Source organism: Corynebacterium sp. KPL2734, assembly GCF_040225595.1.
Lineage (GTDB): Bacteria > Actinomycetota > Actinomycetes > Mycobacteriales > Mycobacteriaceae > Corynebacterium > Corynebacterium rhinophilum.
Window position 1 is genome coordinate 119,804 of sequence record NZ_JBEHFO010000005.1, and the last position, 18,019, is coordinate 137,822.

The 18,019-nt window shown below is 61.7% G+C and carries 11 protein-coding genes; 5 read left to right on the forward strand and 6 right to left on the reverse strand.

Annotated elements, in window-relative coordinates; all coding sequences use genetic code 11:
• Positions 1–16: 16 nt before the first annotated feature.
• Together purN and ABRP88_RS05100 are read right to left on the reverse strand one after the other, a co-directional pair.
• Complete coding sequence (purN, locus tag ABRP88_RS05095; RefSeq protein WP_349836523.1) at positions 17–625, reverse strand: phosphoribosylglycinamide formyltransferase; 609 nt, start codon at positions 623–625, stop codon at positions 17–19.
• Between the two features lie 22 nt (positions 626–647).
• Entirely contained in the window at positions 648–2,450 is a 1,803-nt protein-coding gene (locus ABRP88_RS05100; RefSeq protein ID WP_349836474.1) for a cell division protein PerM, read from the reverse strand.
• A gap of 517 nt (positions 2,451–2,967) precedes the next feature.
• Here ABRP88_RS05100 and ABRP88_RS05105 point away from each other — a divergent pair.
• Both ABRP88_RS05105 and ABRP88_RS05110 read left to right on the forward strand, forming a co-directional pair.
• Positions 2,968–3,723, forward strand: coding sequence for a M23 family metallopeptidase (locus ABRP88_RS05105; protein ID WP_284770605.1), 756 nt, complete (start codon positions 2,968–2,970; stop codon positions 3,721–3,723).
• 956 nt (positions 3,724–4,679) lie between these two features.
• Positions 4,680–5,438, forward strand: a complete 759-nt coding sequence (locus tag ABRP88_RS05110) for a M23 family metallopeptidase (protein WP_284770603.1) — start codon at positions 4,680–4,682, stop codon at positions 5,436–5,438.
• On the opposite strand, the gene pcrA is transcribed toward ABRP88_RS05110, so the two are convergent.
• Positions 5,435–7,966, reverse strand: a complete 2,532-nt coding sequence (pcrA, locus tag ABRP88_RS05115; protein WP_349836475.1) for a DNA helicase PcrA — start codon at positions 7,964–7,966, stop codon at positions 5,435–5,437. The two genes, ABRP88_RS05110 and pcrA, sit on opposite strands and share 4 nt — an antisense overlap.
• A 118-nt stretch (positions 7,967–8,084) precedes the next feature.
• Between pcrA and ABRP88_RS05120 the strand changes: the two genes are divergently transcribed.
• The 3 genes from ABRP88_RS05120 (at position 8,085) to pgi (ending at position 11,555) form a co-directional block, all read left to right on the forward strand.
• Entirely contained in the window at positions 8,085–8,408 is a 324-nt protein-coding gene (locus ABRP88_RS05120) for a chorismate mutase (RefSeq protein ID WP_284853806.1), read from the forward strand.
• A gap of 65 nt (positions 8,409–8,473) precedes the next feature.
• Entirely contained in the window at positions 8,474–9,820 is a 1,347-nt protein-coding gene (locus ABRP88_RS05125; protein WP_349836477.1) for a Na+/H+ antiporter family protein, read from the forward strand.
• Between the two features lie 97 nt (positions 9,821–9,917).
• Complete coding sequence (gene pgi / locus ABRP88_RS05130) at positions 9,918–11,555, forward strand: glucose-6-phosphate isomerase (protein WP_349836479.1); 1,638 nt, start codon at positions 9,918–9,920, stop codon at positions 11,553–11,555.
• Between the two features lie 204 nt (positions 11,556–11,759).
• On the opposite strand, the gene ABRP88_RS05135 is transcribed toward pgi, so the two are convergent.
• The 3 genes from ABRP88_RS05135 to ABRP88_RS05145 form a co-directional block, all read right to left on the reverse strand.
• Entirely contained in the window at positions 11,760–12,185 is a 426-nt protein-coding gene (locus ABRP88_RS05135) for a YccF domain-containing protein (protein WP_284770599.1), read from the reverse strand.
• Between the two features lie 35 nt (positions 12,186–12,220).
• On the reverse strand, positions 12,221–13,027 hold the full coding sequence (locus ABRP88_RS05140; protein ID WP_284770598.1) for a DNA-formamidopyrimidine glycosylase family protein: 807 nt from the start codon (positions 13,025–13,027) through the stop codon (positions 12,221–12,223).
• 70 nt (positions 13,028–13,097) lie between these two features.
• On the reverse strand, positions 13,098–18,017 hold the full coding sequence (locus ABRP88_RS05145) for an Lhr family ATP-dependent helicase (protein ID WP_349836481.1): 4,920 nt from the start codon (positions 18,015–18,017) through the stop codon (positions 13,098–13,100).
• Positions 18,018–18,019: the final 2 nt, after the last annotated feature.

An 18,019-nucleotide genomic window follows, 5' to 3' on the forward strand; every position in this document is an offset into this window, starting at 1 on the left:
AGCCTTTCGAAAAGTCTTAGTCTGCGAGTTGAATAAAAAGTTCCTCGCCGCGGGGCTGCGCCGCGCGCAGCACATCGACGATGAGTTCGCGCTCTACCTTTTTAATGCGTTCGTGGAGACTTCCCTCATCATCGTCTGCCCGCACGGCCACCGGCCGCTGTGCAATGATGGAACCGGTATCCACGCCCGCGTCCACGAAATGGACGGTAGAACCTGTGACCTTCACGCCATACTCCAACGCATCGCGCACCCCGTGCGCGCCCTTAAACGCAGGCAATAACGCCGGGTGTGTATTGATGGTGCGGCCTTCGAAGCGGCGGAGGAAGCTCTCCCCCAAAATCTTCATAAAGCCTGCAGAAACAACAATGTCTGGCTGCGCAGCAGCTACTGCATCAGCCAGACATGTATTCCATTCGGCACGGTCGGCGCCCATTTCCACGATCTCAGTATCGATATCGCGTTCTCGGGCGCGGTCAATACCTCGACACGGCTTATCCGCTACCACCTTCACCACACGGTAGTGCTCATCTTGGGCATCCAAGATGGCTTGCAAAAGCGAGCCCGTCCCAGAGACAAGCACGACAACTCGTAGGCGGTCAGTAGCATCAGTAGCACGTGGTGGCATCGGTGAAGTCACGCGCTATAGCCTAGTCCCTCTTCCCGCTTTCAGTAGAATCTGCCGCTTCCGATTGGGGTGCTTCGCCGCCTTCTACCGCACCAGCGCCGTGCTCGTCTGTGTCCTCTTCCACGATCTCGCCTTCCAGGATCTCGGGGTCTTCAGTCGCATCGTGCTCGCTGCTTTCCGATGCCCCCTCTTTCCCACCATCGCCCGCGGCGTCCTCCGTGTCGGCGCCGTCTTCAACGACCTCCCCTTCGATGACCTCGTCGTCATTAACTTCGTCCTCGGCGGTGCCTGCGTTGTCCGTGGATTCTGCGGCAGCGTCATCTTTGTCGGCCGCATCCTCTGTTTCTTCCGCAGCGGACTCAGCTGCGTCACCGTCACCAGATTCCGATTCACCCTCGTCGGATTCGCTCTCGCTAGAACCGGTGTCCGCATCGTCGGCATCGACGTCCTCAGCATTTTCTGCGTCGGCCGTGTCCGCATCAGACTGCTCTGCGTCACCGGTGTCCTCTGCAGCGGAATCTTCTGCCGACTCTTCGGTACCGTCTGCATCCTCTTCGGCGCCCTCCGCCTCCGCGGACTCTGCCTCCGCCTCGGCCGCGCGGGCGTCGCGCCAGTTCATGAGCGCAAAGGCTGCCGCGACGGCCAAGCCCACAAGGGCGATCCACAGCGCGGCGAGGCCGGCAGCGGTCCACAGGTGCGGGCCAGTGTGGCCGTAGTAACCCAGCGTGCCGCTGACGAGGTAGCACGCGAAGAACATGATGACCGCGGTTGCCACCGTGGCTGCGAGCGCCTTCTGGAAGGATGGGCGCTTCTTATACAAGGACAGCGTCGCGGCGATGAGGGGAACCACCATAAACACAACCGCCCACCCCGGCGAGGAAGCCGGGATGCCACCAGTAATCGGTAGCGGCGGCAGCGGAACAAGGTGTGTACTAAAGAGGCTTACCTGTGCCTCCCCTGCCGAAAACTCCGAGCCCACCAGCACTGCCCCGGTACTGACGATGGCATTGGGGATATACAGCAGGCTCAACAAAATAAGAGTGAAAATGCCCAGCCCAGAGATGGACGGATATTCATCCATCATCTCCCCTTGGCGCGAGAAGTTGACTATGAAAACGAGCACGAAGACTACCGCCGCGCCAATGGCGAGGTAGGCAAGGTAGCGCAGGGCGATAAGGGCGGCATCGACAAGCAGCGGCGGGGCGCCATAACGCTTGGCCAAGGCACGCCACAGGCGGGCGCCCATGCCAGCCGCCATCGCGGCCAAGTGCACGACGATAACCCGGGCCAGCGCGGCAGCAAGGTTGGGCGGGGACACATCGAAGACCTTGCCGGCATCCCACAACATCACCCAAGCAATGCAGGTCAACACCACGGGAACGCCCACCACGCAAGCGACAAGTATCGCCAGGTCCTTCACGCTGACTTTGTGTTTCACCGCGGCGCGCACGCGCACCGCCACCACCGTGGCGAGGATGAGGGCGGGCAAGGCTGGGAGGAACGACAGGTCCACCCCGGCCGCGGATACCGGCGCGAGGTTAAAGACCATCCAGGCTTCCGCCACAATGGTGGGCAACCACGCGAGCGGTGAGCCGAAAAGCAAGAGCGCACCGAAAGCGAGCGCCACAATAATAAGGACGACAATAATATTCGGCAGCGCCGCCGACATGAATAATTGGCGAATGCGCCCGGCCTTCGTCAGCGGAGCCGGCGTGCGACGGGCCTTCGCCTTCGACCCGGCTTTGCGGGCGACGCGTTCTGCAGAATTATGTGGCTTCTGCGTCGCGGTGGCGTGGGGTGCACGAGGGGCGCGCTCTGTCTGCACTGTCCGGCCCCGCGCCTGGCTACGCGGGCGGGGCGTTGACCGAGATTGGGGGCTGGTGTTTTTGTTCATCGGCGTCCACTTTGCCACCTTTTCCGCGCGGTAGCGGGGTGGCGCGACGAGGCACCTCCAAAATCACCGTGGACTTCTTCAGTAACTACTGTATACATATATATAAGGAATGAAGTTTTCCCCCTTATCCCCCACTGGTCACAGTAATTTCATGCGGGGGCGCTTCCACAACCGGCACCTAAGGTGCACTATTACAGACTCGGGGCTACCGCGGGGGCTTGGCTTTAAGAGATCTATATCGCACTATGCGTAAAATTCTCCAGAAGTTGCCTGCATGTAGGCTTATTCCAGATCGGCCCGAGAAAAAATTAACTTTTGGCTTGCTGTTATCTTTTTGAGACGCTACTGTTACATCTCGTTGGTAACAAGAAGGTCACAATCTCGTAACTACCCCAGAGACGATGTAACGCTCTTTTTGAAGATTGTGAAAGATACGAAAGAAGATTTAATGCGAAGCAAAGTTCAGCGTGGCGCCGGCCGCCATCGCAAGATTGTCACCTCGCAGACCACCAAGGGTCGTATCGCTGTCATGACCGTTGCAGCCGGTGCCGTATCCACCGCCGGCGTAGGCGGCGCAGCTGCCGCTAACGTTGAGTCCGACAACACTGCAACTACCACCACCAAGACGCAGTCTGTTGACTACAAGCTTGCCGCTGATACTTCCGAGGTTAACAACGCCCCAGCAGGCTCCTCCGATGCTGCACCGCAGATCCTCAACGTTGCTGAGGCAAAGCCGGTCACCAACTTGGTGGACCAGCTCAGCAAGTCCATCCAGGCTTCCGCTGACCGCGCCGCCGAGGACCTTGCCGCTCGCGCCCCCTCCATTGCCCGCCCCGCTGAAGGCGCCTTCACCTCCGGCTTCGGGCCGCGCTGGGGTTCGTTCCACGCCGGCGTTGACATCGCCAACGCCATTGGAACCCCCATCTTCTCCATCATGGACGGCACCGTTATCGATTCCGGCCCTGCCTCCGGCTACGGCCAGTGGATCCGCATCCTCCACGATGACGGCACCATGACCGTCTATGGCCACATGCAGACCCTCGACGTTGCCGTGGGCGAGCACGTGCGTGCCGGCCAGAAGATCGCCGGTATGGGCTCCATGGGCTTCTCCACCGGTTCTCACCTCCACTTCGAGGTTCACCCGAACTCCGGTGACGCCGTTGACCCACAGGCATGGCTGGCCGAGCGAGGCATCCAGCTCTAAGAGCTTTCTTCCCTTCTTGTTAAAGCGCCGCAGATATTCTCTGCGGCGCTTTGCCATGCCCACTCCCCACACAACTTCCCTGGCTTCCAACACTCACTACAAGGCCCATGGCGCGCCGCCACAGTCGTTAACGCCACGATCGGCTCCATGCCACTCACAAGGACGCGATAACAATCTTGCCGGCCGTAAATAGCAGCCACGCCATCACACTTGGAAGGCTACGGGGAATTCGTCAGGATTTACCTGACGTACAAGAAGCCATCGAGCTAGTTTCAATCCCCTTCTTGCCTCGCCCGGGCCGATCTCCGCGATAATGAAGGCTCTAATTCACCCACAGGACCGAGAGACTAGCCCAAGGCTTACCAGAGATGGCACACAGCCTCTTCAGAGCTCGCCTGAGCCCTTGGGGACCCGAGACCCCGCCCACGGACGCCTGCTGGGACTAGGCCCCCCATTCGCCCGTAGAACCATAGGACGCCTTGCGAGCCCGCATATACCGGAGCCATAAATCATCGGTGGTCATACTCGCCACGGGCGAGCCGCAAAACTAGTCCGCAAAATGGACCGCACCGGCTGCCAGTTAAGTCCAGCATCCAGCCTTGTCGCAGGTAAATGGCAGTTTTCCTCCCCGACGCCGACAAGCCAATCCCGCCACCCCCGATAGCTACCCCCAGAGCTTAAACCAGTACTTCAAACCTGCAACTTTGGCCACTTCCGTAACACGCGCAACAAGCTGGCATGTTCGAAACTTTTCGAATAATCGTGGTTTCTACCAGCATTTTTCCAGATTGCGCGGTACCCATGGGCAGGCTAACTTTTAACTCGTTGCCACAAGCGAACGCCAAATGGGGTATTTCCATTCCCCCGGCGTGTCGCACAGGGCAGTTGAAAGACGCGAAACCTTCAAGGTTTGCGCGCCTCGAGACCATGCACAGCCATGAAAAGGACTTAAACTTATGAAGCGCATGAACCGCGCACGCAGGAATGTAGCGCTAAGCATCATCACGCTTGGCACCGTTTTTGCTACCGGCACCTCCGCTTTTGCTGCTGATCCAGTGGCTAGCGTGGACGTTTCGAATGGCTCCTCTGAGCCGGAAGCCACCAACGTTGATAACGCAGGCGTGATCGACGCCGCCGTCGGCCTCGCAAATACCGCCGTTGGTGTACTCAACGGCGATGCGGTCCCGGAATTTAGCCAGAATGAATCCGGCGGAGTCAACATCGTCTTGGACCCCTCCTCCGTTCCGGGCCTGCGGGAAGCCTTCGCTCCCGAGGGAGACCGCTCCGGGCTGACCCCCGAGCGTGGCAAGGACGCCGCTGGCAATACGGTGGTCTTTCCTACCTCCGGCACCTTGACCTCGGGATTCGGTATGCGCTGGGGCGCGATGCACAATGGCATCGACGTCGCTAACCCAGTCGGAACCCCGATCTACTCCGTCATGGACGGCACAGTCATTAACTCCGGTCCAGCACAAGGCTTTGGCAACTGGATTCGCATCCAGCACGTCGATGGCAGCATCTCTGTCTACGGCCACATGCCCGCCAACTCGCTGCGCGTCAATGTGGGAGACCACGTTTCTGCCGGCGACCACATCGCGGACATCGGCAATGAGGGCCGCTCCACCGGCCCGCACCTGCACTTCGAAATCCACCCAGGCGGCGGCGCAGCCGTTGACCCAGTGGGCTGGTTCGACGAGCGCGGGATTTCGGTCTAGAGCTTTTCCATCGGCACACCGCCGATGAGCATGAGCCGCACCTTGCCGGAGGAACCAAAGTCCACGGTCACCGTGGCGCGGGCGCCGGAACCGGCCGTTTCAATCACGGTTCCAAGCCCGTACTTCGCGTGATTGACGCGGTCTCCTACCGCAAGGTTGAGGTTCTTATTCTTCGGCATGGAATTAGCTGCAGGCTGGTGAGTGCGTTGCGAAGGGGAAGACGTAGCGCACTGGCCAAACCCAGCACCCCCACCGCCGGAATAGCCGCCGCTAGAACCGCGGCGATAGCTCCGGCCATATTGATAGTCATCGGCTCCCCAGGAACCGGTGAGATCACTATCGGAATCCTCTCGCCGCCAGTCGATGAGATCCTCTGGGATCTCGGCGAGGAAGCGACTGGCGGGATTGGTTACCGGATTGCCCCACGCAGAGCGCAAGATGGCGCGCGTGAGGTACAACTTTTCGCGGGCGCGAGTAATGCCCACATAGGCCAGGCGGCGCTCTTCGCTTAATTCCTTCGGGTTACCCAGCGAGCGCATGTGCGGGAATTGGCCGTCCTCCCAGCCGGCGACAAAGACGACGGGAAACTCCAAGCCCTTCGCCGTGTGCAGGGTCATCATCGTTACTACCCCTGTCTCAGAATCCGGAATCTGATCCGCATCCGCGACCAGCGAGACCTTCTCCAAAAAGGCTTGCAACGAGCCCGGCGCGGCTTCGCCTTCTTCTATTAGCTCATTGGGATCGACGGCATCCGCACCAGCAGCGGCCAACTGGTTGGCAGCCTCCGAGGTAAATTCGCGGGCTACGGACACCAGCTCATTGAGGTTATCAAGGCGCGCACCGTCCTGCGGATCATTGGAGTTTTCTAGCTCCGCCTTGTAGCCGGTGGCATCCAGGATGGCGGTGAGCAATTCGCCCAAATCGGGCTGGCCGGTCACCTCATCGCGCATGCCTGGGATTTGTGCGCGGATGCCATCCATCATGTCATTGAATTTGGTAACCGCATTAACGGCGCGGGTGCCGAGGCCGGGGACGTCGCCCCGGGGGACATCGGCAAGCGCCTTGCCAAAGCTTATCCCCTGGTTCTCCGCGTGCAGGGCAATCTGGCCCTGGGCTTTATCACCAATAGCGCGCTTGGGAACGTTGATGATGCGGCGCAGGCTCACCGTATCGTCCGGGTTATCCATAATGCGCAGGTAGGCCACCATATCGCGGATTTCGCGGCGCTCATAAAAGCGTGTTCCGCCAACGACCTTATAGGGGATGCCGGAACGAATGAAGATATCCTCCAGCGCGCGGGAGGCATTATTAGTCCGGTACATCACGGCGATATCGGAGTAGCTGTGGCCCTTATCCGCCAGCGCATCAATCTCCGCGGCGATAAAGCGGGCTTCATCGTGCTCATTATCCGCCACATACCCCACGATGGATTCGCCATCACCATGCGCGGTCCACAGGTTTTTCTCCCTGCGGTTCTCATTTTTCGCAATCACGGCATTGGCCGCGTTCAAAATGGTCTGCGTGGAGCGATAGTTCTGCTCCAATAAGATGGTGTGTGCCTGCGGGTAATCGCGCTCGAATTCCTCGATATTGCGGATAGTGGCGCCGCGGAAGGCGTAAATGGACTGATCGGAATCACCCACCACGCACAGCTCTGGGGCATCGGGGCCCAGCTCGCCCTTGCCCACCAACGCTGCTACCAGTGCGTACTGGGCGTGGTTGGTGTCCTGGTACTCATCAATAAGCACGTGCTTAAACCGGCGGCGGTAAAACTCCACCACCTGGCGGTGCTCGGTGAAAATGCGCACTACTTCCCCGATAAGGTCATCGAAGTCCACCGCATTGGCCGCGCGCAGGCGGCGCTGGTACTCGGCGTAGACATCCGCCACGGTTGTTTCAAACGGGTTCTTTGTCTGCTGCGCCTTTTCTGCCGCTTCAGCCGGGCCCACGAGCTCATTTTTGTGGTTGGAAATCTGGTTCGCCAGCACGCGCGGGGTGTACTTCTTCAGATCCAGCTGCATATCCTTGGCAATCATGGAGAGAAGCCGGCGGGCATCATCGCCATCATAAATGGTGAAGTTGGTATTTAGCCCCGGTACGAGTTGCGCGTTCTGGCGCAAAATGCGCACGCAGATGGAGTGGAAGGTAGATACCCACATGCGCTCGGCCACCGGTCCCACCAGAGAGCCCACGCGCTCTTTCATTTCAGCGGCGGCCTTATTGGTAAAGGTAATGGCGAGGATTTCCCACGGGTTTACCCCGCGATGGCGCATGAGGTACGCGATGCGGCGGGTCAGCACCGCCGTCTTGCCGGAGCCCGCACCGGCGACGATCAGCAAGGGCCTGCCGGTGTGGGTAACCGCCTCTAATTGCTGCGGGTTCAAACCTTGGGTTAAAGGATCGGATTCCGCGGGCCTGGGCCTGCTACCAAAGGGATTCTGGCTAGCGGCAAAGCCGCCACGGGAGGTAGTGCCAGATGCGGGTTCGCGCGGGGTGGAAGAAGGGCTAAATGGAGAGTTATTCGTCATAATGCCTACCAACCTACTAGCCCCACCGGACATGGCCCGTATTTGCGGCGTACACAGCGTTTTCTAAATACCTAACCGAGTGGCACCTTGACACGGCGAAGTGGCACAATAAGAGACCATGACCGCTGAAGATAATGAATCCATCGTTGACAATGGCTTGGATATCCGCACGCCCACTGGCACGGATGATCCCCTATCTGATGCGGAAATCCAGCAGTATCGCGAGGAAATCAACCGCCTGGATCAGATCATCTTGGATGCGGTCAAGCGCCGCACAGAGGTTTCCCGCGCGGTGGGCCGTACCCGCATGAGCTCCGGCGGCACGCGCTTGGTGCACACCCGCGAGATCGCCATTCTCAATGAATTTCGCTCGGAGCTTGGTGAGGAAGGCCCCACCATCGCCTCTGCTTTGCTGCGCATGGGACGCGGACGCCTAGGCTAAATCCACCACTCAACCCCTCGGATTAATTACGAGCTCACCCATACTATGCAGTACGCTTTCGGGGCATGAACGCAGTACTCATCGCCGTCATCGTCATGCTCGCGCTTGCCCTCCTGCGCGTGCACGTGGTGGTGGCGCTTTTCATCGGTGCAATCGTCGGCGGCCTCCTATCCGGCATGGGCCTCGATGCCACCATGGTTGCCTTCCAGGACGGGCTCGGCGGCGGCGCCAAGATAGCCTTAAGTTATGCCCTCTTGGGCGCCTTCGCGATGGGCGTTGCCTCCGCCGGGCTACCGCAGATCCTGGCCAACTTTCTCATCGCCAAGCTCGGCGGCACCGGCGAATTAGATCCAAAGGCCGCGGCCACCACCAAGTGGATGCTCGTTATTGGCCTTATCGCCATGGCCGTGATGAGCCAGAACCTCATCCCCGTTCACATTGCCTTCATCCCGCTGCTCGTCCCACCACTATTGGCGGTGATGAATAAGCTCAAGCTGGATCGACGCCTTATCACCACGTGCCTGACCTTCGGCCTTATCACCACCTACATGTTCATTCCGGTGGGCTTCGGGTCCATCTATTTGAACGATATTTTGCTCTTCAATATTGAAGAGGCGGGTCTGGATACCTCCAATATCAATATTATGCAGGTCATGGCTATCCCCGCCCTGGGCATGCTCACCGGCCTGCTCATCGCCATCTTTATCAGCTACCGCGCCCCGCGCAAGTACGAGGACCGGCCTATTGCCGCTAAAGAGCACCAGGAAACACCCTCGATGTATAAAATCTGGGTCTCCATCCTGGCGATTATTGCCACCTTCGCCGTCCAAATCATCATGCAGACGCTCGATTTCGAATCCGATGGCCTGCTCGTCGGCGCCCTGACCGGCCTGGGTATCTTGCTCATTTCCGGCGCGGTGGATTGGAAGCACGCCGATGACGTTTTTACCAACGGCATGAAAATGATGGCGCTTATCGGCTTTATCATGATCACCGCGCAGGGCTTTGCCTCCGTCATGACGGCGACGGAGGAAGTCGGCCCGCTTGTCGATGCCACCGCCAACCTCTTTGGCACCAATAAGTTTCTCTCCGCAGGCGCCATGCTTTTAGTCGGCCTGGTGGTCACCATGGGCATTGGCTCGTCCTTTTCCACCTTGCCCATCATCTCCGTTATCTACGTTCCCCTGTGTGCCTCGCTCGGCTTTAGCCCCGCGGCCACGGTAGCGCTCATCGGTACTGCAGGCGCGCTTGGCGATGCCGGCTCCCCCGCCTCCGATTCCACCCTCGGCCCCACCGCCGGCCTCGGCGCCGATGGCCAACACGATCACATCCGTGACTCCGTCATCCCCACCTTTATCCACTTCAATATCCCTCTCCTTATCGCCGGCTGGGCGGGCGCCCTCATCCTCTAAACGCCACACTTTTCGCGGTGCCGTTGGTACTCATTCTCGACTACGGTGGGAGGGGTACACATTGCCAATGCGCTCGTCGCCAGAAAGGCCAATTGCCATGGATATCACCGCATCGCCCCAGTGGAAAGACCTGGTCAAGGTATATGAAGAAAAGCAGGACATGCGCCTGCGCGATCTCTTCACCACAGACGCGAACCGCGCCGAGAACTACACCTTCGACGCCGCCGGCCTGCACGTGGATTTATCCAAAAACCTCATCGATGAAGACGTCCTCCAGCACTTGGTCGAGGTAGCCCGCGCCGCCGATGTGCAAGGCCGCCGCGATGCCATGTTTGCAGGCGAGCATCTCAATAACACCGAGGATCGCGCCGTGCTGCACACCGCCCTGCGCCTGCCGGTAGAAGATGACTTGCACGTCGATGGCCAAGATGTCGCCGCTGATGTCCACGAAGTCCTAGGACGCATGCGTGATTTCGCCACCGCCCTGCGCTCCGGATCTTGGTTGGGGCATACCGGCCACACCATCAAAAAGGTGGTCAATATCGGCATCGGCGGTTCTGACCTCGGCCCGGCCATGGCCGCAGAAGCCCTGCGCTCCTATGAGGTGGCCGGCATTTCCGCGGAGTTCGTCTCCAACGTGGACCCTGCCAATATGGCCGCCACCTTGGACGGGCTCGATGCCGGCTCCACCCTCTTTATCGTTTCCTCCAAGTCCTTTACTACGCAAGAAACCCTGACTAATGCGCACGCGGCCCGCCGCTGGCTCATCGATCAATTCGATGGCGATGAATCCGCCGTAGCCAAGCACTTCGTGGCCGTATCCACCAATGCGGAGCAGGTGGAGAAATTCGGCATCGATACGGACAACATGTTCCCGTTCTGGGATTGGGTGGGCGGTCGCTACTCCCTCGATTCCGCCATCGGCCTGTCCTTGATGTGCACCATTGGCCCGATGGACTTCATGCGCTTGTTGGAAGGTTTCCACGCCATGGATGAGCACTTCCGCACCACCCCGCTAGAGCGCAATGTGCCCGTTCTTATGGGCCTGCTGGGCATCTGGTACACCAATTTCTTTGGCGCCCAAACCCACGCCGTCCTGCCGTACGCGCAGGACCTCGGCCGCTTCCCGGCCTACCTGCAACAGCTGACCATGGAATCTAACGGCAAGTCCGTGCGCCGCGATGGCACCGCGGTCACCACTGGAAACACCGGCGAAATTTACTGGGGCGAGCCGGGTACCAACGGCCAGCACGCCTTTTACCAACTCATGCACCAGGGCACCCGCCTCATCCCGGCGGACTTCATCGGCTTTGCCCGCCCCAAGGAGGATTTCCCCACCGCGGACGGCACCGGCTCGATGCATGACTTGCTCATGGGCAATTTCTTCGCCCAAACCAAGGTGCTGGCCTTTGGCAAGACGGCTGAAGAAATCGCCGCCGAGGGAGTTGACGAAGACCTCGTACCGCACAAGGTGATGCCGGGCAACCGGCCCACCACCACGATTATGGCCGAGGAGCTTACCCCCTCCACCCTGGGCGCGCTCATTGCGCTCTACGAGCACATCGTCTTTACCCAGGGCATCATCTGGGATATCAACTCCTTCGACCAATGGGGCGTGGAGCTGGGCAAGCAGCAGGCCAATGTCCTGGCCCCTGCCGTCTCCGGCAGCCAAGAGGTAGATTCCGGCGACCAGTCCACCGATAAGCTCATCGGCTGGTACCGCGCCAACCGTTAGTTCCGGCCCGCGCCGTGCCCGTGCCCAGGCGCCCCGGGCACGTAAAAGTGTCCAAAACAACCGCGTTCTTGAAAAATCTGCCCTCAAATTCAGACAAACGCGGTTGTTGTGGACATTTTCGTGCCTAAGCACCACAGATCACTAAAGCGCCCAGCCGCGAAGCAACATTTCGCTTCGGGCCGGGCGCTTTCAGGCGAGGTGAATTTACAGCTTCACCATGGGCTGCCAGCCGGCCGGGATGTTCTTCGAGCTAACAACCTTGCGGCCGAAGGGGAAGCAGGTCACTGGAATCATCTTGAGGTTGGCCCAGGCAACGGGGATACCGATGATGGTAATCGCCTGGATGACGGCGGTCACGACGTGGCCGATGGATAGCCACAGACCAGCGATGACGAACCAGATGACATTGGAGATGGAAGACATTCCGCCGGTGCCCTTGCGGGGCTCAACCACGGAGCGGCCGAACGGCCACAGGGCGAACTGACCCATGCGGAACGAGGCCACGCCCGCCGGAATCGTCACGATGAAGATGCAGGCGATGATGCCGAAGAGGAAGTAACCCAGCGCAAGAACGATGCCGCCGGAGAGTAACCAGATGATATTAAATACAAGATTTAGTAGTGATCGCATGCCCGCCAGCTTAGCGCGAAAAGCGTAAAGGAACCTTAGAGCGGCTGGCAGTGCGGGCAGAACCAGATGATGCGCTCTAATTCACCCTCGTCCCCACCGCGGTCAACGCCGCCCAGGGAATCCTTCTGGATGATGGTGCCGCAGCGCCGACAACGCTTGCGGTTGCGCCCAAAGACATAGGTGGTCTCCCCGGCCCGGCGCACGCCGGTGGTCACGCGGATGGGCGAGTTCCGGTTGGCCCACATGATGCGCTTGCCGATGTCCAATACCTGTTCCACATCCACTTCTGCCACCGGGGCGGCCGGGTGAACGCCGGCGAGGAAGCAGATTTCGGCGCGGTATTCATTACCAATGCCTGCCACGACCTTCTGGTCCAATAACGCCGTGCCGATGCTGCGCTCGGGTCGCGCGCGCAGACGGCGCACCGCCTCCTCGCGGTCCCAGTCGGGGTCCAAGATATCCGGGCCAAGGTGCGCGATGCGGCTAAAGTATTGATCCGCGTCGAAGATATCGACAAAGCCCAACCAGTGGCCTACGAGTTCAATATCGCGCGGTGAATGGGCCAGTTGCAGTACGATGCGCGCGCTATGTCCGGGCTTGCGCCAGCGGTCGCCAGCGTAGTGGATGGCCCAGGCGCCCTCCATCTTTAGGTGGGTGTGCACGATGGTCTGGTCGAATTGCATGAAGAGGTGTTTGCCATACGGCCACACGCGCTCACAGATGGTGCCGGTGAGGTTAACGGTGGCGTGCTGCGGTACGCGCACGGAACAGCCGGTGACCTCGCGCCCGGCCATAAACTGCAGCCGGCGCGAAAGTTGTAGGACGGAATCGCCTTCGGGCATGGGGGCTGGCCTCCTTCCGTGGGCCTCAGACACTGTGGCCCCACCAAAATACACCTGCAGGCAGGTGGCGCTAGCGACGGTATCCGCCGCGCGGGCGGAAGCCACCAGAATTGCGAGGCGGCGGAGGTGGATCGTCGAAGCTTAGCTCCTCGATGGCCTCGGAGGCGCGCCTGCCACCGCGCAGGCCACCGCTCGAGCCATCGCGCGGTCCACCCCGCGAGTCGTCCGGTGAGCCGTCCCGCGCCCCGCGGCGCGGAACGCGCGGCGGCGCAGCCTGCCCGGCAATGCGCACGCCCTTCGGCGTGATTCCGGCCCCCAGCGAGCGCAGGATGCTAGCCGCCGGGGTGTGATGGATGGGGTTGCCATTGCACTTCTCGATCACCAGCGGCGACATGTGCCCGGCGGCGATGAGTTCTGTGAGCGCGGATAGGAGGCGGGCGTAGACGTCGGTGGTCTCTATCCCGTCGGGAAGGGCGTCGATGAACGTGGTCAAGGTCTTTCCGCCGCGGGTGAGGTGGGCAATGGGGAGGCCATCACACAACACGACCAGTGCCCCGGCGGAGCGGGCCGGCCCGCCGGTAGCCTTGCCATCGGCTCCATCGCGCTGCGGCCAAGGCAACGCCGCGCCGTAGGGGTTGGCGGGGTCCACGGCGGCGAGCACGAAAGTCTCTGGATCGGTGGTGCCGGACGGCCAGCCGGTGACGTCGGGGGAATCCGCCAGGCCGCGGAGGCGATCGATAATGGCCGGGGTGGAAAATTGCGCCGCGCCGAGATCTTCGATGACATAGCCGCGCATGGCCTTGCCGGATTCCTCGAAGCCGGACAGGACCTTATAGGCCAGCGCGAAGCCGCCGAGGACGTCCTCGGCCACCACGGAGCCGCGGGTGACCACGCCGTAGCGATCCAGCCAGGCCTCGCCGTGCGCCACGGACCGCGAGGTGGCATCTTGGGCGGCGGGCACCGCCAACGACCAGCGGCCGAGCATATCAGGTGGGGTCTGGCCGGCGCTTCCGTTGGCATTTTGGGTCTGGGCAAACGAGGTGCGACCCATGCGCAGCCGCGAGCGCGTGGGGCGCCGCTTGGAGCGGTGGGCGGTAGAACCGCGGCCGGCGCGGGAGGCCCCTCGCCCGCCTGCCGATAAGCGCGTGCGGATGGGTGCGAAGGAATCCGGGCTGGCCAGGCCCATTTCCACCAGCCCCCAGAGGGCCTCACGAGTCTCCTCGGCGGTACCGGGGACCTCGGTGGCGATATCGGAAAAGAGGAAGCCGCCGCCGCGCTCGAGCACGCCTAAAATGGCGCGCTGCAGCATGCTTACGCCCTCCGGATCGGTTTCGGGGGCGAGCTGGGCGGCGTAATCGGTAGGCAGCAGCATCACCCACGGGCCGGCTGCCCCGGCCTTTCCGGCGCCGACGATCATCACCTCGCCATTGGCGGTTAGCTCATCTAGCATGCGGGGCGAATAATCCCCCACGCGGGCGGGCAAAATGATGGATTCCCAGGCAGAAGCCGGCAGGCGCACCCCGGCGAGCTGCTCGATAGCTGAAAATACGCCATCGGCACCGCGGAGTGCCGGCTGCTTCCCGGCAGGCGCGATGCCGTGCCATTCCGGAAGAAAGCGGGCGAAGGCGGCACCGGAGACCGGCTCGGTATCCGCGCGCGCGGCAGCAAGCGAGCGCGAGCGAATGGTCTTTAGCACCTCGGCGGCGCAGTACTCCTGCTCCTCTATTCCCTGCCGGTAATGGCCCTCCACGATCGAATCCAGGCCTGTCAGGGTGGTGTGTGCAGCGGAGACGGAAATTCCGAAGGCAGCGGTTAAGTCCGCGAGCACGAACGGGCCGCGGGTGCGTGCCCAGCGGCTGATGAGCTGTGGGAGGGCATCGGCAAGCGTGGCGACCTGGGCGGGGATGCCGGGAGGGATGGGAACACCGAGGGCATCGCGAAGCAGCGCCGCATCCTGGGACTGGGCAAGGTGCTCGCGCCCGCCGATGCGAACCCGCATAATCCGCGTGCCCAGGCTATCCAGGGCGGCTAAGGGAACATCCGTATGCTCGCCCAACTCCTCGACCGGGATGGGGCCAAGCACGCGGAGTAGATCCGCGACCTCTTCGGTGGTGCGCGCCCGGCGCGAGGGTGCGGTGCGCTGCAGCTGGGCATGGACCTCATCGATGATCGCGGGATCCAAGAGCTCGCGCAGCTCCACCGTGCCGAGCAGCTTGGCCAAAAGCGCCGGGTCAAGTGCGAGTGCCGCCGCCCGCTTTTCCGCCAGCGGGGAATCGCCCTCGTACATGAAGGCGCCGGTGTAATTAAAAAGCAGCGAGGAGGCAAAGGGCGAAGGCTGATCCGTGGTGACCTCCGCAATGCGCACGCGGCGATGCGCCAGATCGCGCATGACCTCCTGCAGCGCCGGCACATCGTAGACGTCCTGCACGCACTCGCGCACCGTTTCCAAAATGATGGGAAAGGACGGGTACTTGCGGGCAACATCCAAAAGCTGCTCGGCGCGCTGGCGCTGCTGCCACAGCGGGGCGCGCTTGCCGGGATTACGGCGGGGCAAAAGCAGCGCGCGGGCCGCGCACTCGCGGAAGCGGGAGGCAAAAAGCGCGGAATTGCCCACCTGCTCGGCCACGACATCGGCAATGTCGTCGGCGTCGAAGGCAAAAATCGTGCCATCGGGATCGGCCTCGCCCTCGGGCAGGCGCAGCACGATGCCATCATCGCCGGCCACCGCCTGCGGGTCCATGCCGGTGCGCTCCCCCACCCGCGCGCCTACCGCCAAGGCCCAGGCGGAGTTGACCGGCCGGCCAAAGGGGGTGTGCAGTACCACGCGCCAGTCCCCCAACTCATCCTTGAAGCGCTCGAGCACGAGCGTCTTTTCATCCGGAATAATGCCGGTGGCCTCCTGCTGTTCACGCAGGTAGGACAAGATATTGCTGCGGGCATTCTCATCAGCATCCGCGATAATGCTCGGGTCCGTATTCACCTCGCGGCGGTACTCGCCCAAGGCCTGGCCCAGCTCATAGGGGCGCCCGGCGCCATCGCCATTCCAAAATGGCAGCCGGCCCGTATGCCCCGGCGCGGGCGTGACTAGGACCTGATCGCGGGTGATCTCCTCGATGCGCCAGCTGGTCGCGCCCAAGGTAAAGACATCGCCCACGCGGGATTCATAAACCATTTCTTCATCAAGCTCGCCCACCCGGCGCGGGGCCTTCCCAGACTCCCCACCGCTATAGAGGAAGACGCCAAACATTCCCCTATCCGGGATGGTGCCGCCGCTAGTCACGGCTACTCGCTGCGCCCCTGGGCGCGGGGTCATCACACCGGATACCCGGTCATAGACCACGCGGGGTTTTAGCTCCGCAAAATCCGTGGATGGGTAAACGCCGCTGACCAGATCAATCACGGAATCATAGACCTCGCGGGCCAGCTCGCGGTAAGGATGGCTGCGCTTGACGGTGTCATACCAGTCATCCGCGCTTAAGCCTTCCTCGCCCGCTGCAGCGACCGCCGCCACGGTCTGCTGCGCGAGCACGTCTAGCGGGTTGCGCGGGGTATGCATCTTTTCAATCATTCCGCCGCGCATGCGCGCAACCGTCAGCGTGGATTGCACCAGGTCCGCGCGGTGCTTGGGATAAAACGCGCCGTGCGATACCGCACCCACATGGTGCCCGGCGCGGCCCACGCGCTGCAGGCCCGAGGCCACCGAGGGCGGTGATTCCACCTGCACCACCAAATCCACCGCGCCCATGTCAATGCCCAGCTCCAGCGAGCTCGTGGCCACCACGGCTTTCAGCGTGCCTTCCTTTAGCATCGTTTCCGTCATGGCGCGCTCGTCCTTGGATACCGAGCCGTGGTGCGCCCGCGCGATGACCGCCGGCGCCTTGCCCGCAACGTGCGAGTGCGCCATCAGCTGGGCGGGATCGCGCCGGGTTTCCGGCGAGAGCGAATCCGGGTCATATTCCTGCGCGTATAGCTCGTTAAGCCGGCTGGTCAGGCGCTCGGCGCTGCGCCGCGAGTTCACAATGACTAGCGTGGAGCGATGCGCCATGATGTCTGCATAAAGGTCCTGGGTAATAAACGGCCAGATGGAATTCGCGGTGGGCAGCGCGGTGTCTTCTTCCCCGCCGAATTCCTCCATGCCGTCCCCGCTGCCTTCCGGCCCGCCGGTAATGCCGATGGCATCATCGACGGTGAGCTCCCCAATGGTCGAGCCCGCCTCCGGCGTGGGAAGATCCGACATATCCTCTACCGGCACGCGCACGTCCAGGTCCCACTTCTTGTGGGCCTCCGGCGCCACGATTTCTACCGGGCGATTGCCACCTAAGAAATCCGAGACGTCCGAAAGCGGGCGCACCGTGGCGGAAAGCCCAATGCGCTGAACATCGCCCGCAATCTCTTGCAGGCGCTCCAGCGTCAGGGCGAGGTGGGCACCGCGCTTGGTGCCGGCCAGCGCGTGGATTTCATCGATGATGACGGTATCGACGGTTTTCAAGATCCCCGCCGCCTTCGAGGTCAGCATCAAATACGCCGATTCCGGGGTGGTAATGAGGATATCCGGCGGCTTGCGCACCTGCCGGGAGCGCTCTGCCGAGGGCGTATCGCCCGAGCGCACGCCCACGGAAATATTCGGCACCGCCAGTCCCAGCTTTTCCGCGGTTCGCGCAATGCCGGTTAGCGGCGCCCGCAGGTTATTTTCCACATCCACGCCCAGCGCTTTGAGTGGCGAGATATACAGCACCCGCACGCCCGTTGCGGAGCCAGCAGCATTGCCTACCGGCAGGGCCAATTGGCCTTCACGCTCCACCAGGTTATTTAGCGCCCATAAAAACGCAGCGAGCGTCTTACCGGAGCCGGTGGGGGCAACCATCAGGGCGTGATCCCCGCGGGAAATCTTGTCCCATGCCTGGGCTTGTACCGCGGTGGGAGCGGCAAAAACGTCCTGGAACCACTGCGCCACTTGGGGGCGAAAGCGCTCGAGGATGTTTTCTGGCATGA

Excerpts from the sequence above, each read along its gene's own strand:
- pgi (WP_349836479.1), top strand. The coding sequence starts at position 9,918 with ATGGATATCACCGCATCGCCCCAGTGGAAAGACCTGGTCAAGGTATAT.
- ABRP88_RS05145 (WP_349836481.1), bottom strand. The coding sequence starts at position 18,017 with ATGCCAGAAAACATCCTCGAGCGCTTTCGCCCCCAAGTGGCGCAGTGG.
- ABRP88_RS05125 (WP_349836477.1), top strand. The coding sequence starts at position 8,474 with ATGAACGCAGTACTCATCGCCGTCATCGTCATGCTCGCGCTTGCCCTC.
- pcrA (WP_349836475.1), bottom strand. The coding sequence starts at position 7,966 with ATGACGAATAACTCTCCATTTAGCCCTTCTTCCACCCCGCGCGAACCC.
- purN (WP_349836523.1), bottom strand. The coding sequence starts at position 625 with ATGCCACCACGTGCTACTGATGCTACTGACCGCCTACGAGTTGTCGTG.
- ABRP88_RS05140 (WP_284770598.1), bottom strand. The coding sequence starts at position 13,027 with ATGCCCGAAGGCGATTCCGTCCTACAACTTTCGCGCCGGCTGCAGTTT.
- ABRP88_RS05110 (WP_284770603.1), top strand. The coding sequence starts at position 4,680 with ATGAAGCGCATGAACCGCGCACGCAGGAATGTAGCGCTAAGCATCATC.
- ABRP88_RS05120 (WP_284853806.1), top strand. The coding sequence starts at position 8,085 with ATGACCGCTGAAGATAATGAATCCATCGTTGACAATGGCTTGGATATC.
- ABRP88_RS05135 (WP_284770599.1), bottom strand. The coding sequence starts at position 12,185 with ATGCGATCACTACTAAATCTTGTATTTAATATCATCTGGTTACTCTCC.
- ABRP88_RS05105 (WP_284770605.1), top strand. The coding sequence starts at position 2,968 with ATGCGAAGCAAAGTTCAGCGTGGCGCCGGCCGCCATCGCAAGATTGTC.